Consider the following 23,698-nt stretch of genomic DNA (forward strand, 5'->3'; position numbering starts at 1 on the left):
TATGGTAACTTAATTGTATCAGAAGTGGTCCTTATTTTTCTCAAAAACAATCAAAGCCGGTGACATTTTACTCGTCGTAAAATGTCACCGGCTTTTTCATTTCAGAGGTGGGTTTTGTCCCAGCCTCCAACAGTATTCTTAACGCTTATAATTAACACTTTTCTCAATCATAATATCAACTTTAATCTTTTCAACAGAACTAAGATCAAACGATTGGATTTCATGAAGGCTCCAGGTATTTAGATAATACCGATAAGCAGGTTCACTAATATTCAGCAAATCAGCTTGGAGTTCACCGCCTTTCTCCAGCGTTTTTCGGATTTGCCGTTTTACTTTTTTGTTTAGCTCTTTTTCAATTTCATCTATGCTCAAACTTTCCTCATTTTGAATTAGCTGAGCTTTCCCTTTTACTATTAATTCATAAGCAGGTCTAGTGCCTTCCAGGACATTCACTGACTTTCTGGGCTTAGTAATCATGACACTCGCTTTTTCGTCAAAAAGGGTAAGAGGGATTCTCACAGCCTCATTGGCAGTCCATTTTACGCCGGTCAAATCCTCTTTAGGAACGTAACCTTTATACTGCTGGTTTGAAATGACAAAGCCACCCATGATTGCTGCTATCTTCTTTTTGTCTTTTCCTTCTGTGAAATGCGTATCATTTATCATTATCTCAGGAACGATATAAGACCCCACGGGCTCATAATATGTGGAAATGAATTTATTGTACTTTTGAACAGGTAGGATATAGTTGCTATGGGTCAATTCCTCCGGGTTATGAAGGACTGTAAATAACGATGAGTAATTAAAAAAACTTTCGCTATTCAAGATATCTTTCATGGACTGCTTTGTTCCAAAAAAATTGGAATTATACCGCAAGAAATGATCTTGCCCGATATACTCAATAACCGATTTTAGTTGTTCCTTAAGGGCATTTTCACTTAGAATAATTGTTTCAACATGACCAAAAAAGAGCGGGTATGCTGATTTTCGTTCAACTTTGCTTATGGCTGACTGAATGGTCTTTCCTTTTGCTTTCGCAATAGTATTCGGAACGGCCTTTATAGAACTTGCACCTTCCTGTTTAGCGATATTGCCAAAATTCAATGCTTGCAAATAGACAGTAAATTCATCCTCGGTGTAATCAATGCCAACAGCTGTCACATAAACCTGACCCTGTATATCTTTTCTCCCCCAGCATCCCGTTAATCCCAAAAGCAATCCAATGATCATCATGATTAATAGGATCTTTCTCATACGCTACTCCTTTTGACTGTCATGCCCGAAGAGTTTATGGTTCCGGCTTTTTCTGGTCAGAAGCTGAAATGGCTGTTTAAAGGCAGACTTGATTCGATCTCTCAAATGAGGTTTGATCAAATATGGAATATAAGGCTGCCCAAAACTATCCAGGGAAACCACAGCTGTCAGGATCAGAAACATGGAAATATAGAAGCCGTATATTCCAAAAATAGATGATATAATTAAAACAAAATAGCGGAGGAATATAATATTGCCTGAAATGTTTTGATTAATAAGCGTATAGCCGGAAATGACTGTTATCGCAATAATGACTAGACAGGAAGGAGAGGTCAATCCTGCCCGAATAGCTGCATCTCCAATAAATAATCCCCCAAGTACTGCTACAGTCTGTCCCACGGCTTTTGGAAGACGGACTCCAGCTTCTTTAAATAATTCAAATAAAACAAGCATAAGAAATGTTTCAACTGGAGCCGCCAATGGCAACCCAATTCTCGATACGGATATGGTTGCGATTAGGTGATAAGGAATTTGCTCGAGCTGGAACGAAATCAAAGAGATATAGAAGCCGGGTAATAAAATCGTCGTCATGACGGCCGCCATTCTTAACACCCTTATAAAGCTTATATAAAAAAAGCTGTCGTGAAGATCTTCGGGTGAGTAGAGCAGATTATAAAATGAAATAGGGCCATACAAACATGTTGGATTTCCATCCACTAAAATGACGAAGTATCCTTGTGTTAAGACATACACAGAGAAATCAGGCCTGCCTGAGTTGTCCATCAACGGAAACAGAGAAAATGTTTTATCATATAATAATTCTTCGATTTCAGCTGTGCTCTGTACGATGTCAATTTCAATGTTGTCGAGTCTTTTTTTTACTTCTTCAAGAACTCTGGGCTTTATTTTGTTATCCATATAAAGTAAGTTGATTTTGGTTCTGTTGACGTCTCCGACTGTATACTCAATGCTTTTTAAAGAAGAGGACTTCAGTCTTTGCCTAATTAAAGCCATATTATCTGTAAGGCTTTCCACGAATCCATCTCTGGGACCGCGAATGGAGGTTTCAATATTGGAATCCTCTGGGCTTCTTTTAGGTATACTGGAGACAGATATAAAGAAGATTTCCTTGTTCTCGGGATTCATGATCAGCAGTTCACCTGAAAAAAGCTTTTGCTCAATCTCCGTTTTCACATAATCCTTTTCTTCCAGCTGAGTTACTTCTAATTCATTTAACAATTGATTCTTGTCCAAATATCCATTCTCAAGCATGACATTCTTGATTGCGGGGAATATCACCTCATTCATATATTTTAAATCCACTAAATGGGAGCAATACAGGAAGATAAGGGTTTGAACCCCCGGACTTTCTGCATAGGTTTTCTCTCTGATTACCATACCGGCTGAATCCTTAAACCATTCTATTAATTGCTTATCATTTTTAAGCGGAATTCTTTTCATGTTTTTCACCACTTACTTTAATTAGAATAACGATAAATAGAAGTGCGCAAATTTGAAAGAGTACGCTAAAAGGGAAAAAGTATTGCTGCAAAAAATAGTAAAAAGAGGTGGCATCCCAATTTACAGTAGCACTTGCGATTAATAGCAGATATAGAATTGGGAGAATCCACTTGTTTTTTGATTGGAACGATAATAATTTGTTCGCGATAAAAGTAGTCAAGCTAACACGTACAAATGCACCCGAAAGCCATTGGAAGATGGAGAGATAGTCCAGACGGGTAAATTGGTCACCGATCCGCAAAAGCCTCCATTGCTCATATGCAGGATTTCGCATTTTGGCCGCTTCCTCTACGCCAAATTCCGAGATGGCCCCAACTAATGGGCCAAATGTTAACAGAGTAAGGATGACTCCTACCAATGCAATCCACTTGAACTTAAGTTTGTCTTTTAGGAAGGGTGTCAGAAATAAAATGGCCGTTATATCGAACAGGCCTGCACAAGAATAAAAGATCCCTTTGAATAAACCATCTAAGCCATTCTCATAAAGAGGAAAGAGCAACTCGTAATTCTTGTTTTGGAGATTCCCGGCACCGACAAAAAAACCAAAAAATGAAACAAACGGAATGACAATTAAGGCAATTGCGCTTATCGAACGGATTCCTTTGACTGATGCGTAAAAACAAATAATAGAGAAGAGAAGCACAATAACAAAATTCGGGACTTCAAAAGAGTAATTGGTTTTGGCCCAAATTAACGTGAACTTAAGGGTGATGAAGGCGGAAAACAAAAAATAGATTCCAAACAAAAAGGAAAAAATGGAATAGATCCATGAAGGCGATCGTCTGCTTTTCATTAGAGTGATCAGATCATATTGAGAATTCATTTTCTTATAGATATAAAAGATTATCAGGCACCAAAGAGTGACAGGGGCGATACAACAAAGAACACTCAGCCAGGAATCCCTTTTCGCTGTGGAAAGCAGGATGGGCAGAATAAGCACATGCACCAGGAATCCCGTAGAAATAATTTGCAGAATATAGATGTGCACGGACTGTATTACTCTCTGATTCATTCGATCACCTTTAAATTCTATAATGTCAGTTCACATATTTTGACCTAGGACTTGTTTAATTATGTAAATTCTTTTTAGGGGAGTAGAAAAAGATTTTTGTGCTTGTGATAGAGGTATTTTAGTCCGTTGCCCCAATTGCCAAAGTAAAGATTCTCCCATTATTCAGCTCACACCAATCTATCCCGTCATATGTTTCCTTATGTCCATACTTATTAAAAAAAGCATCCTTGTTATCGAATACTTCCATTAAGCCATTTTCCAGTAGTGTAGTCATTCGAAAAGTATTCAAATTAAAAACGCTGGAGACAGCTATTAATTCACCTATATGGACATTGTTAGCAACATTTTTCATAATTTCCTCTCCCTTTTCAGTAAAAATCTGCTCAGATTTACCGTTCTTAATAGAATATCTTGATGTTTCCTTAACGATTTATTATTAATCTTGTCTGAAGAGATCAATGTATGCGCTGATTCTTCCAACACAATTCAAAAGAAACCTTCTCTAGTGTGAAGATATCCTGCAGAGTGCTCAACCTTGAGTTCTCTTTTAATATGTATAGTGAATCGCTACTTGGAGGTTATTACATGTCAATAAAACCATTATTTTTTGATCCGGTATTTAAAGACCGAATATGGGGCGGGGAGCAGCTAAGAGACTTTGGCTATGAGCTCCCGTTTAAACAAACTGGCGAGTACTGGGCATTTGCAGCGCATAGCCATGGCCAGAGCATTGTGAAGAAAGGAGAATTAAAAGGGTTGACTTTAGGGAAGATATGGGAAAATAACCCTTACCAAGGTACTGGTTAAGCCAGGTGTTTTCTACTTTGTTCCAAGACATGCAATCGGGGCAGGAATTGTCATTCTGGAAACGCAGCAGAAATGCAAAAATGATTGTTTGCATTTGTAATGATAAAAGAAGCGGACCATTATCTCATGATAATGGTCCGCTTCTTTTTATACGATGTTGCCTTTATTTGCGTTTCTTCTTTGCCTCTAATTCTTTTTTTAAGAAAACCTCAAACAAGAGGTCAATCATCATGACAAGCGTCGACCGGGCGGTTAAGTCGTATCCTGCATAGGTTACCCGCTGGACATTTGCACTTAGAGAATACTCTGTTAAGTTTGAGAGCTGGCTGTCCGGTGAATTTGTGATGGATAATGTTTGCATCGTTTTATATTTGACTTTATCAGCGACTTTGGTAATTGTTTTTGTTTCTCCGCTCGATGAGATGAAGATTACCATGTCCTTTGGTTCGAGCATGTTCGTCAGGATATCAATGATATGTGACTCGTACACGTATACAGTCGTCTTGTTCACTTGCATGAATAGCTTGCTGAAGTATTCGCCCATCATTTTGGAAAGGCCGACTGCCACGATGATTACCCGGCTTGATTTCACTATTTGCTCAGCAATCTTCTCGATTTCTTCCAGCTGGATGGATTCCAGAGTCTCATTCAAATCGTGCCTGTAGCGTACAAGAGGATTCGTTTCTTCCGGCAGACTCGCATCCTTGATTCCCCTAAGAATAAACTTCAGTTCCGTAAATCCCTCAAGGCCGAGCTTATGGCACATTCTCACTATTGTCGTCGTACTGACATTGTTTTCCGCAGCCATTGCTGTCAGGGACAGTTGCCTGGCCTTTTCCACATTAGACTCGATGTAGTAGAGTACGTGCTTCTCGGCATGTGTGAGTGAGGGAATGGCATGAGCAAAGTGTTCCGTGATTTTTCCCATGGGAGTACCTCTTTTGCGTTGTTTTCCTGATTATATCATACCGATCAGGGCAAGCTAAACTGATCTTATATTCTTTATCTGTTCAATGTTGTACATTTGTACGCTGAATGTACAACGAGAAGCAGTCGAATCATGTTAAAACTATATTGTAAGCGATTTAAAAAAGACTTTCTTGAATCTGAGAATTATTGAAAACGCTATTATTGAGAATCAAGAAGAGGAGGGAATGACATGGAATTAAAGAACATGACTGACAAAAGTCTGCTTTTTTTCGATGTTGAGTGGGGAACTAAGGAAGATGTGATCCGCAATCTAGTGGACGCGCTTGACCAAAATGGATACCTTGACTCAAAAGAAGAGTATTTCCAAGCTGTAATGGAAAGGGAGAAAATTTCACCCACAGGCTTTGAAAAAGGGCTTGCGATTCCGCACGGTAAATCTACTGCTGTAAAAAAGGCTGCCTTTGCGGTTGCCCGTCTGAAAAATAAATTGAATGTATGGGAAAGCATTGACCCTAACAATGAAGTGGAGCTTGTGTTCCTATTGGCGATTCCTGGTGCTGAAGCAGGGTCGACACATTTAAGCCTCCTATCTGAATTAAGCACACGCTTAATGAATGAAAGCTACTATCAGCGTTTAATGAACGCAAAAAATGCTGATCAATTCCTGGATGCGATAGACCAGGTTGAGGAGAAAAAAGCACATTCAGATGAATATACAAAAACGGTACTGGCCATCACGGCCTGCGCGGCAGGTATTGCCCATACGTACATGGCTGCAGAGGCTTTGGAAAAAGCGGGAAGGGAAATGGGTATCCGTGTAATTACCGAGAAGCAAGGTGCCAATGGACTTGAAGACCAGCATACAAAGGCATTGATTGCCGAAGCGGATGCTGTGATCTTCGCAACCGATATCTCTCCAAGAGGAATGGAGCGATTCAATGGGAAGCCTTATGTACAAACAAAGGTTGCAGAACCTTTAAAGAGCGCCGGGGACATGATCAATCGTGCATTGAACAATCCGGATGGTGTGGTACAGGCATCAGGTGAAGATGGAGATTCCGGCACGGATTCAGGTGAGAAAAAAGGATTATGGGCGGAAATGTCACAGGCGATCCTGACCGGTATTTCTTACATGATTCCTGTCATTGTTGCGGCAGGTTTGATGATCGGGATTGCAAAGCTCGGAGCTATGCCATTTGGGTTGTCCGGAGAGATCCACGATCCAAAATATATAGAGCATTCGAATGAATTATTAGTGATTCTGCATCATCTCGATAAGTTTGGCGGTCTGATCTTTAAGTTCATGTATCCGATTTTCGGAGCGTTCGTCGCTTATTCACTGGCAGGACGTCCAGGTCTTGTTTCAGGTCTTATCGGAGGAGCATTCGCAGCCGGCCTGCACTATACATTCTGGGGAATTGAAGATGGAATTCCATCCGGTTTCTTTGGTGCATTGATTCTCGGCTTGGTTGCAGGTTATGTTTCAAGATTCCTGAATGAAAAAATCAAGCTGCACAAAAACCTGCAGGCTATGAAGCCAATGCTGATTATTCCGGCTATCAGTGTATTAACGATTTTCTTCCTGAATTTTTACTTTGTAGATCCGGTCTTTGGAGCACTTAATGTAGCAATTAGAAATTATATTGAATCTGCGCAAGGTTCAGGTACATTGTTCTTATCAGCTGTGATTGCAGCTGCAACGGCATTTGATCTTGGCGGACCTATTAATAAAGCAGCAGGCGCGATAGCGATTGGTCTGGCTGCAGACCAGATCTTTCCGCTTACTGCACGGGTATTGGCTATTGTCATTCCGCCTATCGGATTAGGACTTGCTACTATTATGGATAAATATGTTGTTGGCAGAAGAGTGTTTGATGATAACCTTCGTATCACAGGAAATACATCACTATTGCTTGGATTTATCGCTATTAGTGAAGGAGCCATTCCTTTCATGCTGCGCAACCCGCTGATCACGATTCCGCTTAACATTATCGGAGCCATCATCGGTGTTATAACAGCTGTGGCACTTGGAGCCGTTCAATGGTATCCACTGCCTGCTGTATGGGGCTGGCCGTTAGTAGAGAATTTCTGGGCTTATTTTGCCGGACTTCTTGCCGGCGCATTATTCATTGCACTAAGCAATATATTCATACGCTTCGCACTTATTAAGCGACAAGAAGCAGCTAAGTAAAAAACCGAAAAGGGGTGTCTGTCATCAACAGGCACCTTCATCTATTTTATATCGACACACACACTGCAGGGAGGCCAGTCAGATGGAGAAAAAGAAATATGTTTATGTTGTCCCGCATTCCCACTGGGACCGGGAGTGGTATTTCACAATCGAGGATTCCAATGTCCTGCTTGCTGAAAATCTAGATCACCTTATGACCGTACTTGAAAATGATGAAGAATATCATGGCTATGTGTTTGATGCTCAGGTTTCTGTAATTGAGGAGTATTTACAAATTAATCCTGAGGATAAAGAGAGGATTAAACAGCTGGTCACTGCAAAAAGATTATTCATCGGACCTTGGTATACGCAGACCGATTCATTATTGGTCCATAAGGAGAGCATGATACGCAACCTTTTATATGGAACGCGCATTGCAAGTGAATTCGGACACAGTATGGAGGTAGGCTACCTGCCTGACATTTTTGGGCAAAATGCGTATTTGCCGTCGATTTTTACCGGTTTCGGAATTGAAAACAGCATTTTGCAAAGAGGTATTTATACTGACCAGCTTGAAGGGGATTTGAATTTCACCTGGAAGTCACCGGATGGTAAAACAGTTCGGGCGAACAATATTTATTTCGGCTATGGTCCGGGAAAATTTCTCTCTGCTGATGAAACTTATTACAAAGAACGCCTGCTGCCCTTACTTGAAAAACTGTCAGATCTGAATGCGAAAAGTGAACATCTGCTATTACCGGCAGGAGGGGACCAGGTGATGGTAAGGGAACATTTTCCGAAAACGATCGAAAAGCTGAATGAAATGGACCCTGTACACGAATTTATTCTTTCTGATTATGAAAGCTTCATGAAGGCAGCCTGGGAGAATGGGAGCTTTGATAACCTGATTGAAGGCGAGCTCATTGCTCCGCAAAAATCGCGAATCCATAATACGATCCGATCACAGCGCTATGACATCAAGAAGCTTAATGACGTGGTTGAACAAAAAATTCTCCATACCCTTGAGCCGCTGGCCATGATCGGACTGACGCTCGGCTTGAAATATCCGCAAAGATGGCTTGATCAAATGTGGAAGCAACTGTTTGATGTCCATGCTCATGACAGCATAGGCGGCTGCAACTCGGATGATACGAATTCAGACATCATGCAGCGCCTGACTAAAGTTGACAGGATTGCGGATGGGCTGATCAATATCTTGAAAAAGCAGATGACTCGCGCAATCAGCAAACAGGTTGGGAAAGATGGCTTGAATATTGTTTTCAATACACAGCCCAAACCGTTTTCCGGATTGGCTGAGAGTGTTATTTTTACAAGAGAAAAGGAATTTGCGGTCACCGATTTAGACGGCAGCAAACTCCCGGTTTCCCTGACTGGCCAGGAATACATCAGTGGCGGGAAAATCATTGTGGTCACAGCCGAGGGTGAGAAGGAAGTGGAACAGCCCGGTTATTACCGCAATGTGGTTTTAATCGACTTAGAGGAAGTCCCCGCGGTGGGATACAAAACCCTGTTGATTGAAGAAGGGCAGAATGGCATTGCAGGCATGAGCCACTCTGAAGAGACTCATATTGAAAATAGCTTCTATTCATTGAGTTTGAATGATGGCGAACTCGAATTGCTGAACAAACAATCCGGGAAGGCTATTCAGGACTTTTTGAAGTTTGAGAATGTCGCTGATGCCGGTGATTCTTATGATTTTTCACCGCTTGAGGGTGATGAACAGCGTATTCTTGCCAATGCGTCTCTCCTTAAGATTGAAAAAGGGGAAATGGCTGAAACGATGACTATAGTTCACAAAGCGATGGTTCCGGGAAATCTGGAGGAAAGACAATCTGGCACTGATACCACGACGCTTGAGATTATAACTACTTTTGAACTTCGGAAAGGTGAGTTAACGATCAGAGTTACACATGAAATCGATAACCATGTATGTGACCACAGAGTTCGTGTCCTTTTAGACACCCCCGTTGTGAATCCTGAGCTTTCATACGGAGACCAGGCATTCAGCGTATTGGAGCGTCCGGCTGAGAACGCCTACCTGGCTGATTGGAAAGAACGTGGATTTGCAGAAGCGCCGGTTCCTTATTATCCAATTGAAAATTTCGCCGCAGTTGGAGACCTGGAAGCCACATTTGCTGTAATCACTAAAGGAATCAAAGAATATGAAGTGATCAAAGATTCCGGGACAATAGCTTTGACGCTATTCAGAAGCGTTGGGCTGCTGGGCCGTGACAATCTGGCTTGGCGCCCGGGACGTGCATCAGGTATTAACAACAAAACGGTGTACACTCCGGATGCGCAAATGCAGCAGAAAATGGAGTTTGAGTATGGGATTGTATTCCTTGATGAGGCATTTTCCGAAAAGGTATTGTTTGCTGAAGTTGAGAATTACCGTGGCCGTTATGCAGCTTATCAGCTGCAATCCTACAACACATTCGAAGAAAGGCTCGAGCGTTTTGAACTGCCCCAGCCGATCGAGAAGGCTCCGGAAGTTTTCTCATTGTTTGAACTTGATCATCAAGGGATCTTTGTCAGTACCTGCAAAAGAGCTTATGAAGATAATAGCCTGATCATCAGACTGTTCAACCCTTACAGTAAAAATGAAACATGTGCTATCACATCGGATCATTTTACAAAAGCAGTTGAAACTGACCTGTATGAAAAAGAAGGACAGGAAAAGAATTTAGAAACCATCACAGTGCCTGCAAAAGGGTATATCACTTTGAAATTAAAGGAGGAATAAGAATGAAGACAGTTCTCCTCGAAACCATAGAGCATCAATTGAAACAAATTTATGGAGATCAATATGACAAGCGATACATGGAAATGGCCAGCGGGCTTATCAGGAAGTGGTCTGATGCTGATTGGCCGCAAAATGACGCAATTTCCGAGAAAAATGTGTATCTGATCACTTATGGTGACAGTATTCATGAAGAAGGAATGCCAACTCTTGAAACACTGCACCGATTTTTAAATGAATATATTAAGGGTGTCATTACTGATGTTCATCTGCTGCCAATGTTCCCCTATACCTCAGATGATGGTTTCTCGGTCACTGATTACCGGGAAATCCATCCTGAGCTGGGGAATTGGAGTAATATCGAAACTCTGTCGAAGGATTACCGAATGATGTTCGATTTCGTTGCCAACCATATTTCAAAATCAAGTGAATGGTTCCAACGTTACCTTCAGGATGATCCTGAATATAAACATTATTTTATCCCGCATGATCCTGAATTCGATACAAAAAACGTTGTAAGGCCGAGAACTTCGCCTTTATTCCATGAATACAAAGGGAAGAATGGAGTGAAAACGGCCTGGACGACATTCAGCGAAGACCAGGTTGATGTGAATGTCGCTTATTTCCCGCTTCTGCTTGAAATGACGGACATCCTACTCACATATGCCTATCAAGGCGGCACCAGTATCCGCCTTGATGCCATTGGCTTCCTGTGGAAGGAATCAGGCACAAGCTGCATGCATTTGCCGCAGACCCACACGATTATACAAATGTGGCGTACACTGCTCGATCATTTCAAGCCGGGAACCCAAATTATTACCGAGACAAATGTACCGCATAAGGAAAATATCAGCTACTTCGGCGATGGAACGAATGAAGCGCAAATGGTTTACCAGTTTTCACTGCCGCCACTGGTTCTGTATACCATGACGACACATGATTCCGGCAAGTTGACAGACTGGGCGAAGACCATTGGCAAGGTTTCTGACACGGCAACCTACTTCAATTTCCTGGCAAGCCATGACGGAATCGGCATGCGTCCAACGGAAGGAATCCTGACAGAAGGAGAGAAACAGCTGCTAGTGAATAAGGTTGTCGAAAATGGCGGACGTGTCTCCTATAAAAATAATAGTGACGGCACTCAATCGGTCTATGAATTAAATATTAACTACAGCGAAGCGCTCGTGAATAAAGGAGAAGATATTACCGATGAACTGAAGGTGCAGAAAATGCTTGCCGCACATTCGATTCTTCTTTCCTTCATAGGCGTCCCTGCGATTTATTATCATTCCCTGCTTGGGTCACAGAATGACCAGCGGGGAGTTGAGGAGTCAGGAATCAATCGCCGGATTAACAGGGAGAAATTCGATTTTGATACGATTTCCCGTGAACTGACTGAAAGTCCGCGCAGAAAAGCCATTTTTGGCGGACTGAAGAAAATGATCGAAATCCGTCAGGCACATTCAGCCTTCTCACCGTTTGCCGAACAGGAAGTAGTTGACATGGGAACTGATGTCTTTGCCTTGAAACGCTTTAATAAAGAAACCGGTGAAGAAATATTGTTCGCAGTCAATGTCAAATCATCACCAGTGAAACTATCCGGTAACTTGAACGGCACCAACCTGCTGACAGGTGAAAAAACAGATAGTGAAATCACTTTAAAGCCTTATGAATTTGTTTGGATTCTCAATTAAGGTGGTCTGTTTATGAAAGTGGTTATTGCTGTAGATTCATTTAAAGGCTCGGTTTCCTCATTACAGGCAGGTGAGGCAATTAAAAAAGGGGTACTTGATTCTAGGCCCGATGCCTCAGTCGAAGTTTGCCCGATGGCAGATGGCGGAGAGGGAACCGTTGAAGCGTTGATTCACTCCAAAGGCGGAACGAGGAGGTCTGTATGTGTTCATGGTCCGTTAATGGAGAAAGTCACGGCTGAATATATCGTTTTCCCTTATCAAGGCAAGGATCATGTATTTATTGAGAGTGCTTCAAGCTGCGGGCTTACACTGATCCCTGCTGAACGAAGAAATCCAATGAAAACAAACACTTTTGGTGTTGGTGAGCAAATCAGGGATGCCATCGAAAATGGATATCGTCATTTTTTCCTATCGTTGGGCGGAAGTGCGACTAATGACGGCGGTACTGGAATGCTTCAGGCACTTGGCTGGGAGTTCTTTGATGAAAAAGGCGATGTTATCAGCAAGGAAGGCAATCCCCTTTTGAACATTGCCTCCATGTCATCAGAGAAGACGCTGAAAGAGCTGGAGGATTGTTCGTTTACCATTGCGAGCGATGTTATGAACCCTTTTTATGGCATGGACGGAGCGGCACATATTTTTGCCAGGCAAAAGGGTGCAAATGATTCAGAAATCCTGATATTGGATGAAGCTCTGGAGCGGCTCTGCGAGGTATATTTCAGGGTGACAGGTAAGAATGTCCAGGGCATTCCAGGTGCCGGAGCGGCAGGCGGGCTGGGTGGCGCCATGTCCGCATGTCTTAATGCAATAATGCAATCAGGTGCTGAAATCTTAATGGACATAACGGGGCTTAAGGGTAAAATACAGGAAGCTGATATAGTGTTCACTGGTGAAGGAAGTCTTGACCATCAGTCCTTGTTGGGGAAGGTACCGGTAACAATAGCTAAATACGCCAAACTTCACAATAAAAAGGTAATTGGCCTTGCCGGAAGAATCGATACTGAACTAAAAGAAATGAACGAATATCTTGACGCTGTTTTCTCCATTCAGACGGAGTGCAGGATGCTTGATGAGGCAATGCTGCCGGCAATCACTTTAAATCAGCTGGCGGTTACAGCCAGCCAGGTGATAAGAGCGATAAGGTAGAGAAGAAGCATGGGAGTGAATCTCGTGCTTTTTTTTTATGGGAAACAGCTCCTGTCACAAAATGTTCGAATTTAGAAAAAAATTTTATTTTCTTAACTCAAGGTTTTTGTGAAAGAGACTGCAAAGGATGTGTAAGGAGTGTGTTTGTGACATTAATCACAAATTTATGCCCTACATATGGTCTTAAATTTTAACAGCGTATTATATTATCTCATCCCACAGCTGTCAATAGTAAGAAAATAGGCTGGGTCAGCAAAATCACGCATATGCATGAACAGGACCAGTGTAATGACGAAAAAAGATTTTACAATAATCAGACAACATGGCTATAATTAACTCCGGGGTGAGGAATATGACAGATATTGGCGTATTAACCAGAATTAAGGGATCTGCATACAATCAGTTTAGTAAAAAAGTGTTGGTCACTCAGCTTCGTTATGCGACTTTGGAAGCGATATTTGAAGTGGATGAGGAAGTTCAGAGAAAGCTGGATCCAAAAAGGCGGGTAGAGATCAGAGAGTTTATCATCCAATCGCTTGAAGAAGGCAGGGATTTTTACTTTTCACCATTTGTGTTTTCGGCCAGAGGCGCGATTCGCCAAACGGAGGATGGATGGGAACTGACTCCAGGAAGCAAGCTTTATATCATAGATGGCCAGCACAGAAGTGCGAGTTTCTCATCTGCCATAAGCCATCTTAAATCCAGAAAAGAATCAGCGGAAGAAACAGGCAGGCTGGATGAAGCCATCATGCTGAAGACCTATATTGAGAGATTGAAAGAATATCCCGTTGCCATGCAGGTATTCCTGGATTTGACAACAACACAGGAGAGGCAGCTTTTTACTGATATAAATACGGAAAGAAGAGATGCTCATATCGGGCAGGTTATGCTCTATGATCAGCGTGACCAATATACTGAGCTGACAAGGAGCGTTGCAGCACATCTTCAGCCTATGTTTGAAATCGAACAAAGCCTTTCCAGAATATCCATTCACAACTCCGCACTTACATCATTAGCCACCATGAAGAGGTGCATCATCGCCCTATTTGAAGGCATTCTAACAGTAAAAAAAGGGTCCCCGTATTATAGATGCAATCCGAAGGAAGCTGAAGAGATTGCAATCGAATTTTTTAAGATATGGCCGCTGATTTTCCCAAAGAAAAGTGCCAATAGAATTAAATTCGCATGCGGTTACTCAGGGGTGCAAATAGCTTTAGCCTACTGTGTCAATCAGCTGACCAGAACTCATAACTTATCCTACAAAGTAGCTTTACACGAACTTAAAAACTTAAAGTCCGAGTGCAGCTGGAAGCACGATGATCCGATGTTCCGTCACCTGTTTGACCCGTCAGCTTCGAAAATTAAAGGCCATTCAGCCACAAGAAAAATCCAGCAGACCTCACTGGAATTCAAAAAGAAAATCGAACAGGGAGGGCTGAAGCCGTGATTGTTCAAGATGTTTTTACTAAGCGGCAGACTTTCATTGCGCTGCCTGTTTCTGAACTCATCAGGATGCATAAACAAGAAAGGCTTATTCTGAGAGATACGAATCAGCTTCAGGTGAGACGGATTAAAAAGTATATCTTCTTGAATGCTGAAGGGGGAGAAATATATATGCCGCCGCTGGTTGCCGCAGTTGAAGAGGGGATGTTAGGCGGGCAAACGCCAGACAGATTAAGAATGGTAGATGGATCACACAGGATGAAAGCTCTGCTTCAGCTCGAGGATCAAATTTTCATGAGTATGAAAAGTGAGAAGGACGAAGAAATCCGGAATGCTTATCATCTCCAATATTTGCTGGAGAAGACAGAGATCGCCATTCAAGTCCTTGAAGGACTCTCCATGGATGAGGAAAACCAGCTTTTTATTGATTTAAACACAAAAGGGAAACAGGTGGCATTGTCCAAGCGAATCGCCTATGATTCCAGAGACCGTTTAAATGGGATTACCAATCGGATTCTTCAATCCAATGCAAAGCTGATAGAAGCAGGTGTGGAAACCGAAAAAAGAGCCATTATTCGGCCTGCTAATAAAAAATTCCTCTCACTTTCCCAGCTGCGATTGCTTGTGGCCACTTTTCTGGCAGGCAAGCTGTTAAACAGATCGGACGAATGGAAGGAGAATGCCGGAGGAGACGATGAAGCCTATATGGATATCGTAAATTCCTGGTTCGATAAACTCTTCTCCTTTGAATCTCCTAAAAGAATCGGAAACTATCAAGGAACCATGCTGGCAAGCTTTCCGGTCATTCAGGCAGTATCGTTATACGCAATGAAAGGTTGGGAAAATCAATCATTGTCAGCAAAAAAACAAAGTCTGATTGAACGAATGGATTTCCTAAAGGAAGTAAATTGGAGCAGTGCGAATCCGGAGTGGAGAAGGTTTGACGGAATGGAAAGGGGAGAATTCTTTTACCCAGAAAAAAGCAAGAAAAATATAGAGGAGATCGCCAGTTGGCTTGAGACGCAAAGGAGGTGAGCATGATGTAACAGCATAAAAAAACCCTCAGGCGGGTCTTGGTCGACGATAGCCTGAGAGTTTCTCAGAGATGGAGTATACCAGCTCATAAGTTAGTATACTCCTTAATATACAATTTTTAAATAGTGAAGTTTAAGGGAGGATATTAATTACAATGGATGCATTACTATTACGGGAGTATATAATCATTTCGGAAACGAAATCAATCAGGGCCCATTATAACGAAGAAGGCGAATGCTGCAGTCTCGTTTTGGAAGGAAACTATACGTTTATGGTAAAAAAGAAACCGATTGAGATCATAGATGATAGCATCAATTATTATGGCTTTGATCTGAATGGTGCATCGAGCGGTTCGAGAACTATACTTGGACCCTGCAGGGCTGCACCAGTACGAATTCCGGGTGGAATGGACATGTACTGGTTTCCGCATACTTCGCCAGGGCATGATGAATGTGTGTGGTTTGCGTTTCATCATGTGGAAGCCATCAAGGCTGAGGGCTATGATACCTCAAACGTTTATGTGAGTGGAGGCCATTGCTTTAAACTGAATGCGGCTGAAAAAGAGGTCTCTATGAAATATGACCGGGCAGAGAAGCTGGAATCAAGAATATCCAAGCGCAAGGTAAATACCTTCAGCTTTATTATGGAAAGAACCACCGATACATACTCGGTAAAAAAAGGGAGGAGGAATTATATTATTGAAAGGAAGAAAGAGTAGAAGCAGATAGCGTTTTTGCCGGCTAAATAGTGCCTGTCCCGCATCTGAGGATAGGCGCTTTCTAAAAAGGTATATTGCTGAGGCAGCTGTACATTTTTACTGTTATCCTGACTAGTTCAGATCCCAAAATTCTTGTCTGATTCGACATAGTTCCTGATATAATGATAAGAGAAGGAGGTGAGAAATGGTGGAAAAAGTACTGAATTTAATCCTCAACAAGCTTGAATCATTAAATAATAAAGTGGATTTCATGGATAAAAGGCTGGACGTACTGGATCAAAAGGTCAGCTCGATGGATAAAAGGCTGGACGTACTGGATCAAAAGGTCAGCTCGATGGATGAAAGGCTGGACGCACTGGATCAAAAGGTCAGCTCGATGGATAAAATGCTGGATACATTGGACCAGAAAGTGACCTCAATGGATAAGAGGCTGACAGCGGACTTAAAGCGGCATGAAGACCTTATCCAGCAATTGATTCATAGTGTCGCTGGCACAAATGTTAAAATGAATGAAATGAATGAAAAATTGTCTGTAATTGATGCGAAAGCGGATCAGGCTATTGAACAGATTGCTGATCTTAGAGAATCAGCAGCATCTAAGCATGATCTCGCTTATTATGATCAAAAGATATCAGAGCACTCCCGGCAAATCTATAAGCTGAACAATCAGTAATCCTCAAGAAGAACACTTCGTACTTTCTTCATCTTCACTATTTGTTTCCAAATCAAGCACCTGACCTTATGTATCGCATTGGACTTAGGACAGGTGTTTTTATTTTTCTGGTCCACCTCTCTGAAATTTAACAGGGCAGCGTTGTACAATGAATAATGAAATAACTCAAAAAGGAGAAAATCATACATGACCGGTGGGGATTATTTTCTGAAACAAAGCTGTCACGATTATAAGTCCCATTGCCAAGTAAATAATGTTAGAATTAACATAGAGGACTAAGCGGAAGGCAAGGTTCTCTTTACTTTTGCAAAGAGTTTACCAGCAATGGGATTTTTCAGAAATCATTGAGCATTAACTCCTGTTATAATAGGTGTATAATTAATATTTGCATATAGAGAAAGAGAGAATAATTAAAAGGGGAAGAATTAATCATGAAAGAGGAAGAAACCCTCAAGATGCAGGGACGGCCTTTATCAAAGATCCTCGCACTGACAGTCAAAACAGGGATTATTAAATCCAACCTGATCCCGATGTTTGCAGGATTAACACTGGCCTTATATACGTATAACTTCGGGCTTCTGGAGAAGCTGCCCGAGATAATGCTTGCCTTTATTGGCTCAAGCCTTGTAATGGGAGCAGCAGGGGCGTTTAACAATTTATATGATCGTGATATTGATTCGATCATGAAGCGGACACAAAGCAGACCAACTGTCACAGGGGAAATCACGACGAAGCAGGTATTGTGGCTTGCAAGTCTCATGTCTGTGTTTGGAATACTCGCTCTTGCCTTCACGACTCCGTTAGCGGGTCTGCTTGGATTTTTGGGGCTGTTTTTTTATGTGGTTCCTTACACAATGTGGAGCAAGCGAAAAACCATTTATAACACTGAGATTGGAAGTATTTCAGGTGCGATGCCGCCGCTTATCGGCTGGGCTGCCATCCATCCGGATATCACGCATCCTGCTATCCTTGGGCTGTTTATCATCACCATCATCTGGCAAATGCCGCACTTTTATGCGATAGCGATCCGGAAGCATGATGAATATAAAGCGGCGAATGTGCCGATGCTGCCTGTTGTTAAAGGTGTCAGAAGGACATATATCCAGACGAATGTTTACTTAGTTATTCTGATTGGGATCAGCTTTCTGTTAGGTACCTTAAGCACCGGCCTGATGCTCGTAGCCTTGCTCCTCGGGATTGCCTGGCTGACACTCAGTATCTACGGCTATAAAAGAATGGATCCTGAAAAATGGGCAAAATCCCTGTTTATCTTTTCACTAGTCCATATGACAGTTCTTTTTTCGACGGTGATTATATACTCGATTATGGGGATTATTTTTAACTTATAAAAAAGCAGACACACTGAAAATCAGTGTGTCTGTTCTTGTTTAAGAGGTGATTCTTGATTTGCGGATTCCATCATAAATACTGATTCCTGCATAGATAATGAAAATGATGATGATGCTGCTTAGCAGCCAGCTCTTCAATTGGGCAGCGGATATTGAAAATAAATCAGTCATGAATGCTATAAATTCTGCGTGGAGCAAATTTGGATTCAGCAGAATGATGATAAATACGATAGTGGCAAGCAGTTCAAGGACGGTGTTGAAGATCGCCATTCTTTTCGTCCATTGCCCAATGATCAGTTTGTAAAGAGCGAGTCCCGCTTCGAGCGCAATGATGACAACCACAATAGGCCAATATCCCAGCAGAACATCCTGGTTGATCGCGGGAATTTTAAACTCGAGTCCTTCACTTCCACCTCTATAGACACCCATAAGCCGGTCAGCATAAAAGTAAAGGGTTGCCCAAATGGCGGTCCACATTAAGCTTCCGAACACCTCAACCTTGGAAATAGCTTTTTTCTTTGGAATATACGTGATGCTTTTCAAATCCTCCGGAGTCCACGGTTTTAGACTTGGGGATAGTGGATGCTGCTCTTTTCCTTTATCCATCCTTTCAATTAAAGCAAATACAATAGTCAGCCAGAAAAATACCTGGACAGCCACTTCCATGAGTCTCCAAATTCCGTAGCCTATTAATTCCAGTATGGCATTGATGATGGTTTCGTCACGGTTAAAATTGAATATGATCTCGGCAGCTAGCGTAATCAAAGAAATCGCTGCGGCAATTGGCAGGATCATCTTTAACAGTGATACATAAACATCAAAATAGCGCGGCCCGATCAGATGCATCGGCTGATCCCGGTATCCTGCCGCCAGGACTGCGGGACTGCCCAATTTGCTGAGGACATCCTTAACATCTTCCTCATTGTAATCATCCGGAAGCATATCCCTGATCGTTGACTGCAGCTCGAGTGCGATATCCGCACGGTTCTTTTCAGGCAGCCTCCGGGTCACTTCCTGTATATAAACTTCAATTAAATCCATCTTTCTCATCCCCCTTTAACAGCCCGAAAAGCTGTTTGGAATTGTTTATCCATTCTTCTCTAAGCTGCAGAAATGTCTCCAGACCCATTTCGCTTAATACATAATACTTACGTGGCCGGCTCTCCGAATGATCCCAGCTGCTCGTGACAAGCTCCTGTTTTTCCAGACGCCGCAGCAATGGATATAATGTGCTCTGATCAATATTGATGCCGGAGTCTTCCAATAACTGAACCAGTGAATACCCGTATTGCGGTGTCCGGAGCTGGCTCAGCACTGCCAATGTCAATGTCCCTCTGCGCAGTTCAGTTGTTAACGAATTCAGCAGCGTACTCATTCAATCACCTCGCTTGCTATACTATATGTCATACACTATATGGTTTATACTATGTATCATACAGTATGAGTGTGATGAAAACAATAAACTTTTGCATTCAAGAGGAAACACCAGAAACATTGGTGGGGTCCAAGAGGCTGGGAGCTCCCAGTTTGCACCGTTGACTTCACGCCTGGAGGAGTTTGTCATTATTGCATGAAGTGTGTGGATCGGAATCAGAGCCAATTCTATGGTATGGAATCCTGGGGCAAGGGGATATACAAGGAAATTAACGAGCTGGAGAGCATCCGCTATATAGATTACTTTTCAGATACGAACCGCTACAAAATTTTTTAAAGTTCCAAAAGACTAAGAGTATCAAAATGACTTTTTTAGAGGTAGAAGACATTCTAGGGTTCACACTCCCAAAATCAGCCTATGAACATGAAGCGTGGTGGTATAATCGGATTCTCATACACAGTCCTTCGCTTGAAAAAATGCTCATTTTATTGCAAAACCAAACTTGAAAGAACAAAAGGTAGAGCTTGTTAAGCACATAGAAGATTAGCTTTATAAAAGCAGCGTTGTTAATATAGTAATCACAAATAACAGTAGGGGCGAACAATGATTAAAATTAACAGTATAAATGAATTTAATTAATAAGAAATAATAAAATTGGTAATTTCCTTATAGATGATAAACCAATTAAAATTAAGACATTACATATGGCAAGTTGTCCTCATATTAATATAAGATTTTTTGAACAAAAGGTTATTAATAATCAAGAAAAGAATGGATGTTACTACTGGTGCGGCGATTTAAAGGAAATCTTAAATGAAGAGAGCATACGGGAGTGCCTAGTTTGTAAGAAGTAATTAAGCGCCTAGATACATTTTCAATAAGTTATTTGTCGTTGCTTGCAAAAGAGAACAATACATAAGAAATTTTCACATCAAAATCCCTATTCAACTAGTTTAATGAGTAAATCAATATAAAAATAGAAAAATGTGGAATATGTGAATGTCAGGTGAACAGTTTAAGTATGGAGATGATTAAAGTTGAAAGTATTAGATGTGAAAGATTTACTTTTAGGTATCCAACAGACAAGTAATCAACTGAATATACTTAAGAATCAAGTTAAACATGTTCAAATGGCCATCAAGGAGTTTGTCTCTCATGAAGATTCTTTCAAAGGAGATGGCGGTAGGTCGATTATAAACTGCTACCAGGAAAGCCACCTGCCTTTTCTATCATTCTTTGAATCAATGGATTGAAGATTACCAATCCTATTTAAACAGTCTAGAAAACACAATCCACGACTTTGAATCTTCTCCTGCAGGATTCATCCGCCAGGAATTCCTTGAGAATGAGCTACAATTGGGCCTAAGAAACACTCTTCAGATCGCCTCTGAACTAACTAAAGAAGCAAATGAAGTAATAAAAACCGTAAGCGATATTGTCCCGCTGCCGCTGCTGGAGGATAACCGCTTTATCCAAGCATCAATACATGCCCAGGACTCAAGCCGGGGAACAGTTGAAAAATTAGAATCCTTTGACCATCGGGAAACTGCAGAGCTTGACCCCCTCTTAAAAAATTTAGACCACATGGAAGACTACATAAAAAAAATGGCTGGCATGCTCCAAAGCGGCAACTTATCTTTGGCCGATTATCAGCCAAGAGCTCTTAACTGGAAGGATTTCCATGATGAAATATCGAATCCTAGTCCACAAAGGGAGAAAAGTCTCCTTCAAGATATGGTTGAAGGAGCCATTGAGGGGGCTTCTGAAGCTGTAGGAGATACTTTGGAAGGCCTTAAGTCTACCTATGAGCTGGGAAGAAAGATCATGGGACCGTTCAGTCCGCTGTTTTTAGGTAGTGAATTGCTGTTTAACCGTGACCATCTGCTAGAAAATCAAAGGAAGCACCAGGAGTGTTATTTACGCATTTTAAATGACCCCATAGGAAAAGTACGTCAGGTTCTGGATATGCTGAAATACATATGGGCTGCTATCACCAGTGCCTGGGAGCGGGATGTTGTAAATGGGGATGCCAAAAGCCGGACAGCCTTCTTTACCTATGGCCTGACTTCCCTTGGTATTGGTATTCTCGGGGATAAAGGAATTGGTAAAGCCGGTACAATAGCCAAGACGGTAGGCCAGGCTACTAAGGGAGGTAAGGGACTTTCATTTCATACACAAGGACCAGCTCCTGCAATGGTGGGAGGTGTCGCTCACGGTCCAGTACCTTACAATGTATTTCATAACCCCTTGACACAGATCAAGAAGCTAGCAGATAAAGAGTATAGAGCAAAGCCTAATAAAATTGAAAAAGATAATTACTTTGTTGGTACTTTAAAGGGAGAAAAAGTCCATTTAAAAGGCGTAAAAGTAGAAGAGATTATATACACAAAAAGACATCCGGAAGAAACTGCGCAATTAAGAAAAACCTTTAATAATTCTGTTAAGAAAAGTTTTCTTAAAACGTTTGCTAACGATCCAATAAGAGTACAATTTCTTCGAAGGGCAGGGTTAAATGATAATGATATTGCCAGAATGAAAGATGGCCTTAATCCAAAGGGATGGCAAGTCCATCATAATTTACCTTTAGATGATGGTGGTACCAATGATTTTACTAACTTGGTATTGATAAAAAATGATCCCTATCATAAAGCAGTTACCAATGAACAAAACTCTCTAACAAGAGAATTAACTCCTACACAAAGAAAAAGGATTAATTGGCCAATGTTTGAAGATGAGGTTTACCCACCGGAACCTTTTAAATAAAGAAGGGATGAGCAGATATGGCCCAGTGGAAAGAATTATTGATTGAAATAAAGAAAATTGAAGAGAAATATGGCAGTTCACTAAGGAATCCAGTTACGGATGTAGAGATAAGAAAGTTGCGGCTAGACATTCAGGAGAAATTAGGGAATATAGAATTACCTAAGTCTTATGTAGACTTTTTGAAAACTGTAAATGGATTAGACTTTAATGGTTTGGTCATTTATGGTGTTGACGAACATCTACTTTATGACCAAGAAGGTGAAAATCTTCAGGGGTTTGTTGAAACTAATGATATTTGGTATGAAAATGATTGGCAAAAGCAATACATGTTTTTTGGGGACTCTGATACTGCCTGGTACTGTTTAGAACTTCAAAAAGCAAGGTTCCTTGAACTTGATAAACCGTCCGGATCCATAATTCAATCTTTTGATAGTTTTGATTCAATGTTAAGTGAAGCTTTACAAACAGCTCTAACCTAATAATCCTTAACTGAGGGTTAGGGTAAACTCAATCTCGTTTTTTCAATACTAGCTGCCAAAAACCAGGCAGCTTTTTCTTATTAAATAAAGATGGGATAAGAGACACAAACTTATATACGTATTAGCATATTAAGCAAACATAAAATGCTAGGAATTTAATCCCAAGGGCTTAGACAACTGATTAACTTTTCTGTTTGGTCTTAATAGCTTAAACCTTAAAGTCCCGGTCTTTCTCCATACCCATTAGATAATTGGAGAATAATAGGGCCGTTTCTGTTCAGTTACAATAAAGATATTTAATTCTGCCTTTATAATCATACAAACACCGTCCAGTTAACCTAGACGGTGTTTAAAATAGTTGTTTAATATCTTTACATTTCTTAAATGAATAACTATAAAGTCTTTTTATAATCTATATTTTATTCCATAAAAGCGCCCTTTAATGGAAGAGCGTTTTCCTGTTGTACTGGCAGCAACAATTACAGCTGAAGTTAAACCAGTAGTATTTCTGCTGCAAAACCACCCGTTTTATTCTGTCATCTCTTTTTTTAAGAGAATAGCATAGGAT

At 41.2% G+C, this 23,698-nt stretch carries 21 protein-coding genes and 3 pseudogenes; 17 read left to right on the forward strand and 7 right to left on the reverse strand.

Annotated elements, in window-relative coordinates:
- Nucleotides 1-138 precede the first annotated feature (138 nt).
- From M3205_RS12100 to M3205_RS12115, 4 genes are all read right to left on the reverse strand, one after another.
- A complete protein-coding gene (locus tag M3205_RS12100) occupies nucleotides 139-1,254 on the reverse strand; it encodes a Ger(x)C family spore germination protein (RefSeq protein WP_251170139.1) in 1,116 nt (371 codons plus the stop codon).
- Nucleotides 1,255-1,257: 3 nt separating this feature from the next.
- Nucleotides 1,258-2,715 carry a spore germination protein gene (locus M3205_RS12105; protein ID WP_251170140.1) on the reverse strand — a complete coding sequence of 486 codons (1,458 nt, stop codon included), beginning with the start codon at nucleotides 2,713-2,715 and terminating at the stop codon, nucleotides 1,258-1,260.
- Nucleotides 2,696-3,787: an endospore germination permease gene (locus M3205_RS12110; RefSeq protein ID WP_251170141.1), complete on the reverse strand. Its 1,092-nt coding sequence runs from the start codon at nucleotides 3,785-3,787 to the stop codon at nucleotides 2,696-2,698. The genes M3205_RS12105 and M3205_RS12110 overlap by 20 nt, the downstream gene beginning before the upstream one ends.
- 118 nt (nucleotides 3,788-3,905) lie before the next feature.
- On the reverse strand, nucleotides 3,906-4,139 hold the full coding sequence (locus M3205_RS12115; protein WP_251170142.1) for a hypothetical protein: 234 nt from the start codon (nucleotides 4,137-4,139) through the stop codon (nucleotides 3,906-3,908).
- A gap of 233 nt (nucleotides 4,140-4,372) precedes the next feature.
- Here M3205_RS12115 and M3205_RS12120 point away from each other — a divergent pair.
- A pseudogene (locus M3205_RS12120) lies at nucleotides 4,373-4,573 on the forward strand (type I phosphomannose isomerase catalytic subunit); the annotation flags it as partial.
- 184 nt (nucleotides 4,574-4,757) lie between these two features.
- Here the strand turns inward: M3205_RS12120 and M3205_RS12125 are convergent.
- The gene (locus tag M3205_RS12125; RefSeq protein WP_251170143.1) at nucleotides 4,758-5,522 is read right to left on the reverse strand and encodes a MurR/RpiR family transcriptional regulator; all 765 of its coding nucleotides are present in this window, start codon (nucleotides 5,520-5,522) and stop codon (nucleotides 4,758-4,760) included.
- A 231-nt stretch (nucleotides 5,523-5,753) separates the two neighbouring features.
- Here M3205_RS12125 and M3205_RS12130 point away from each other — a divergent pair, with 231 nt between their 5' ends.
- The 9 genes from M3205_RS12130 (at nucleotide 5,754) to cyoE (ending at nucleotide 18,513) form a co-directional block, all read left to right on the forward strand.
- Nucleotides 5,754-7,715 (forward strand): fructose-specific PTS transporter subunit EIIC, encoded by a 1,962-nt coding sequence (locus M3205_RS12130; protein WP_251170144.1) that lies wholly within the window; start codon nucleotides 5,754-5,756, stop codon nucleotides 7,713-7,715.
- Nucleotides 7,716-7,797: 82 nt separating this feature from the next.
- Nucleotides 7,798-10,458, forward strand: a complete 2,661-nt coding sequence (locus M3205_RS12135; RefSeq protein ID WP_251170145.1) for a glycoside hydrolase family 38 N-terminal domain-containing protein — start codon at nucleotides 7,798-7,800, stop codon at nucleotides 10,456-10,458.
- Nucleotides 10,459-10,460: 2 nt separating this feature from the next.
- Complete coding sequence (locus M3205_RS12140; protein ID WP_251170146.1) at nucleotides 10,461-12,149, forward strand: alpha-amylase family glycosyl hydrolase; 1,689 nt, start codon at nucleotides 10,461-10,463, stop codon at nucleotides 12,147-12,149.
- A gap of 12 nt (nucleotides 12,150-12,161) precedes the next feature.
- A complete protein-coding gene (locus M3205_RS12145; RefSeq protein ID WP_251170147.1) occupies nucleotides 12,162-13,295 on the forward strand; it encodes a glycerate kinase family protein in 1,134 nt (377 codons plus the stop codon).
- 322 nt (nucleotides 13,296-13,617) lie between these two features.
- Nucleotides 13,618-14,742, forward strand: a complete 1,125-nt coding sequence (locus M3205_RS12150) for a DNA sulfur modification protein DndB (protein ID WP_251170148.1) — start codon at nucleotides 13,618-13,620, stop codon at nucleotides 14,740-14,742.
- A complete protein-coding gene (locus tag M3205_RS12155) occupies nucleotides 14,739-15,773 on the forward strand; it encodes a DNA sulfur modification protein DndB (protein WP_251170149.1) in 1,035 nt (344 codons plus the stop codon). The genes M3205_RS12150 and M3205_RS12155 overlap by 4 nt, the downstream gene beginning before the upstream one ends.
- Before the next feature lie 154 nt (nucleotides 15,774-15,927).
- Nucleotides 15,928-16,491: a competence protein ComK gene (locus M3205_RS12160; RefSeq protein ID WP_251170150.1), complete on the forward strand. Its 564-nt coding sequence runs from the start codon at nucleotides 15,928-15,930 to the stop codon at nucleotides 16,489-16,491.
- 184 nt (nucleotides 16,492-16,675) lie between these two features.
- Nucleotides 16,676-17,164, forward strand: a complete 489-nt coding sequence (locus M3205_RS12165; RefSeq protein ID WP_251170151.1) for a coiled-coil domain-containing protein — start codon at nucleotides 16,676-16,678, stop codon at nucleotides 17,162-17,164.
- A gap of 431 nt (nucleotides 17,165-17,595) precedes the next feature.
- Nucleotides 17,596-18,513, forward strand: coding sequence for a heme o synthase (cyoE, locus tag M3205_RS12170; RefSeq protein WP_251170152.1), 918 nt, complete (start codon nucleotides 17,596-17,598; stop codon nucleotides 18,511-18,513).
- A gap of 39 nt (nucleotides 18,514-18,552) precedes the next feature.
- Here the strand turns inward: cyoE and M3205_RS12175 are convergent, their stop codons facing one another.
- Entirely contained in the window at nucleotides 18,553-19,554 is a 1,002-nt protein-coding gene (locus M3205_RS12175; protein ID WP_251170153.1) for an HAAS signaling domain-containing protein, read from the reverse strand.
- A complete protein-coding gene (locus M3205_RS12180) occupies nucleotides 19,541-19,888 on the reverse strand; it encodes a PadR family transcriptional regulator (protein ID WP_251170154.1) in 348 nt (115 codons plus the stop codon). The genes M3205_RS12175 and M3205_RS12180 overlap by 14 nt, the downstream gene beginning before the upstream one ends.
- A 105-nt stretch (nucleotides 19,889-19,993) precedes the next feature.
- Here M3205_RS12180 and M3205_RS12185 point away from each other — a divergent pair.
- The 7 genes and pseudogenes from M3205_RS12185 to M3205_RS25625 form a co-directional block, all read left to right on the forward strand.
- Nucleotides 19,994-20,200: pseudogene (locus M3205_RS12185) on the forward strand (SRPBCC family protein); the annotation flags it as partial.
- Nucleotides 20,201-20,250: 50 nt separating this feature from the next.
- Nucleotides 20,251-20,394 carry a DUF7662 domain-containing protein gene (locus M3205_RS26055; protein ID WP_445662645.1) on the forward strand — a complete coding sequence of 48 codons (144 nt, stop codon included), beginning with the start codon at nucleotides 20,251-20,253 and terminating at the stop codon, nucleotides 20,392-20,394.
- A 531-nt stretch (nucleotides 20,395-20,925) separates the two neighbouring features.
- Nucleotides 20,926-21,141, forward strand: coding sequence for a T7SS effector LXG polymorphic toxin (locus tag M3205_RS12190; RefSeq protein WP_251170155.1), 216 nt, complete (start codon nucleotides 20,926-20,928; stop codon nucleotides 21,139-21,141).
- Nucleotides 21,125-21,460: pseudogene (locus tag M3205_RS25925) on the forward strand (T7SS effector LXG polymorphic toxin); the annotation flags it as partial. The gene M3205_RS12190 and the pseudogene M3205_RS25925, both read left to right, overlap by 17 nt.
- Before the next feature lie 12 nt (nucleotides 21,461-21,472).
- Entirely contained in the window at nucleotides 21,473-22,651 is a 1,179-nt protein-coding gene (locus M3205_RS12195; RefSeq protein ID WP_251170156.1) for an HNH endonuclease signature motif containing protein, read from the forward strand.
- A gap of 17 nt (nucleotides 22,652-22,668) precedes the next feature.
- Nucleotides 22,669-23,130, forward strand: a complete 462-nt coding sequence (locus M3205_RS12200) for a YrhA family protein (protein WP_251170157.1) — start codon at nucleotides 22,669-22,671, stop codon at nucleotides 23,128-23,130.
- 442 nt (nucleotides 23,131-23,572) lie between these two features.
- A complete protein-coding gene (locus tag M3205_RS25625) occupies nucleotides 23,573-23,695 on the forward strand; it encodes a hypothetical protein (protein WP_285886280.1) in 123 nt (40 codons plus the stop codon).
- Nucleotides 23,696-23,698: the final 3 nt, after the last annotated feature.

The organism is Cytobacillus firmus (genome assembly GCF_023715565.1).
Lineage (GTDB): Bacteria > Bacillota > Bacilli > Bacillales > Cytobacillaceae > Cytobacillus > Cytobacillus firmus_C.

What these genes read in the sequence shown, in the direction of transcription:
- M3205_RS12100 (WP_251170139.1), bottom strand. Translation starts at nt 1,254, where the DNA reads ATGAGAAAGATCCTATTAATCATGATGATCATTGGATTGCTTTTGGGA.
- M3205_RS12105 (WP_251170140.1), bottom strand. Translation starts at nt 2,715, where the DNA reads ATGAAAAGAATTCCGCTTAAAAATGATAAGCAATTAATAGAATGGTTT.
- M3205_RS12110 (WP_251170141.1), bottom strand. Translation starts at nt 3,787, where the DNA reads ATGAATCAGAGAGTAATACAGTCCGTGCACATCTATATTCTGCAAATT.
- M3205_RS12115 (WP_251170142.1), bottom strand. Translation starts at nt 4,139, where the DNA reads ATGAAAAATGTTGCTAACAATGTCCATATAGGTGAATTAATAGCTGTC.
- M3205_RS12125 (WP_251170143.1), bottom strand. Translation starts at nt 5,522, where the DNA reads ATGGGAAAAATCACGGAACACTTTGCTCATGCCATTCCCTCACTCACA.
- M3205_RS12130 (WP_251170144.1), top strand. Translation starts at nt 5,754, where the DNA reads ATGGAATTAAAGAACATGACTGACAAAAGTCTGCTTTTTTTCGATGTT.
- M3205_RS12135 (WP_251170145.1), top strand. Translation starts at nt 7,798, where the DNA reads ATGGAGAAAAAGAAATATGTTTATGTTGTCCCGCATTCCCACTGGGAC.
- M3205_RS12140 (WP_251170146.1), top strand. Translation starts at nt 10,461, where the DNA reads ATGAAGACAGTTCTCCTCGAAACCATAGAGCATCAATTGAAACAAATT.
- M3205_RS12145 (WP_251170147.1), top strand. Translation starts at nt 12,162, where the DNA reads ATGAAAGTGGTTATTGCTGTAGATTCATTTAAAGGCTCGGTTTCCTCA.
- M3205_RS12150 (WP_251170148.1), top strand. Translation starts at nt 13,618, where the DNA reads ATGGCTATAATTAACTCCGGGGTGAGGAATATGACAGATATTGGCGTA.
- M3205_RS12160 (WP_251170150.1), top strand. Translation starts at nt 15,928, where the DNA reads ATGGATGCATTACTATTACGGGAGTATATAATCATTTCGGAAACGAAA.
- M3205_RS12165 (WP_251170151.1), top strand. Translation starts at nt 16,676, where the DNA reads ATGGTGGAAAAAGTACTGAATTTAATCCTCAACAAGCTTGAATCATTA.
- cyoE (WP_251170152.1), top strand. Translation starts at nt 17,596, where the DNA reads ATGAAAGAGGAAGAAACCCTCAAGATGCAGGGACGGCCTTTATCAAAG.
- M3205_RS12175 (WP_251170153.1), bottom strand. Translation starts at nt 19,554, where the DNA reads ATGGATTTAATTGAAGTTTATATACAGGAAGTGACCCGGAGGCTGCCT.
- M3205_RS12180 (WP_251170154.1), bottom strand. Translation starts at nt 19,888, where the DNA reads ATGAGTACGCTGCTGAATTCGTTAACAACTGAACTGCGCAGAGGGACA.
- M3205_RS26055 (WP_445662645.1), top strand. Translation starts at nt 20,251, where the DNA reads ATGACTTTTTTAGAGGTAGAAGACATTCTAGGGTTCACACTCCCAAAA.
- M3205_RS12195 (WP_251170156.1), top strand. Translation starts at nt 21,473, where the DNA reads ATGGAAGACTACATAAAAAAAATGGCTGGCATGCTCCAAAGCGGCAAC.
- M3205_RS12200 (WP_251170157.1), top strand. Translation starts at nt 22,669, where the DNA reads ATGGCCCAGTGGAAAGAATTATTGATTGAAATAAAGAAAATTGAAGAG.
- M3205_RS25625 (WP_285886280.1), top strand. Translation starts at nt 23,573, where the DNA reads ATGGAAGAGCGTTTTCCTGTTGTACTGGCAGCAACAATTACAGCTGAA.